This window comes from Streptomyces tricolor (assembly GCF_002155905.1).
Taxonomy (GTDB): Bacteria; Actinomycetota; Actinomycetes; order Streptomycetales; family Streptomycetaceae; genus Streptomyces; species Streptomyces tricolor.
This window is the reverse complement of record NZ_MUMF01000966.1, coordinates 1-1467: the sequence shown is the minus strand read 5'-3', so window position 1 is coordinate 1467 and position 1467 is coordinate 1. Positions and strand designations below refer to the sequence as shown.

Below are 1467 nucleotides of genomic sequence, written 5' to 3'. Positions count from 1 at the left end.
CGGTCGGCGCCGCCTGCGCCCGAAATCTGGCCCTCGCCCACGTCCGCACCCGGTACACCAACTGGGCTGATGACGATGACGAGTTCACCGACGACGCCATGTCCGTGCGGCTGAACGCCCTGGAGTCCACCGGGGTCGGCTGGTGTGCGGGATGGAGCGAGGACCAGCACCAGGACGGCTCGACCACCCTGTGGCGATGTCCCACTCCGCCCGGCCGCCACGAGGCGGGCGATGTGTGGACGTACTGGAAGTCGCCGACGGACACCATCCCCATCGGGCCGACCACGATCCTCGCCCGCACCGACCTCGTGCGCGCCGCGCCGATGGGCGGCCTCGTCCAGGGCGAGGACTACTGCGCGGCCCTCGGCGTAACCGCCCTCGCGCCCGGAATCCTGCTGCCGGTCCCCGTGTACAGGTATCGCAAATGGGACGGGCAGATGACGGCCCAGGTCGGATACGACCAGCTGGAGGCGGCGGCCCGGGAGCACGCTTGGGCCTACGGCCGCAGCCTGCGCTCCGTCCTGCGCCGCGGTGAGGACCTGGTCCATGGCTGAGGCGCAGATCATCCTGTCGCACAGCCGGGAGTCCGGGATCGTCGCCATCGCCTCGGGCGAGCAGTACCCGTGGGCGCACACCGCCCTCGTGGAGAGCGGATTCCGGCGGGACGACGAGGGCGTCTACCACCTGCCTGCGGACGGCACCGGGACCACCGTGGTCGACCTGGTCAAGTGCGCGAAACGGCACCGCACCAGCGTGCATACGAGCAGCCGGCGCTTCATCGGCGACGTGGCCCGCGACCTCGCGCGCCACCTGCCCGGCCAGTGGCACGCCTCGGTCGAGATCTACTCACACCCCGCCTGGCAGGAAGACCTGGTGCCCTGGATCTGGGACAGCGGCGAACTCGGCCGTGCCCTCCAGAGCGAGCGGATTCCCTACGCCGCCACGCTCACCGACATGGTGCAAGGCACCATGCTGCTGTTCGTAGAGCGCCCCGGCCGTCAACTCGACTATCTGGTCGGCGCCTTCGCTCCGGAAGGACTCGAAGAAGGCTACGGAGATCCCCACGCTCCGCGCAGTGTCGTCGTGCCCCCGTTCGCCGGCCGGGCGGCCCAGGCCGTCGCCGACCGGTACCTGCCCTCCTACGAGCAGGCCGTCCACGCACGCCGGACCGCAGCCATCGCCGCCGTGCTCGGGGGCATCCGCTCCGAGCACGACACCTGGCAGTCCATGGTCGCCTCCGGCCGCTACAGCGACGCCACCCCGCTGAGCGCCGCCGCCCTCGGCTCCGCGACCGACGAGTTCCTCGACCACGCCTGGCGCCGTTTCCTCACCGTCGTCGACCACGCCCCGACACTGATCGACCGGTGCCGTCCCGCCAGCAGCCCGTGGCCCGACGACGCCACGACGTTGTCCCGCCTGGCCGGCGCCGTGCGCGATGCCGAGACGCTGCTGGACGACGTCGTCCAG

At 71.5% G+C, this 1467-nt stretch carries 2 protein-coding genes; both read left to right on the top strand.

The window, feature by feature from the left end; translation table 11 throughout:
* Positions 1-554, top strand: a 554-nt coding sequence (locus CCN44_RS42005) for a glycosyltransferase (protein ID WP_086704518.1), incomplete at its 5' end; no start/stop codon positions are given.
* Positions 547-1467: hypothetical protein (locus CCN44_RS42000; RefSeq protein WP_086704522.1), on the top strand; the 921-nt coding region annotated here is incomplete at its 3' end. The genes CCN44_RS42005 and CCN44_RS42000, both read left to right, overlap by 8 nt.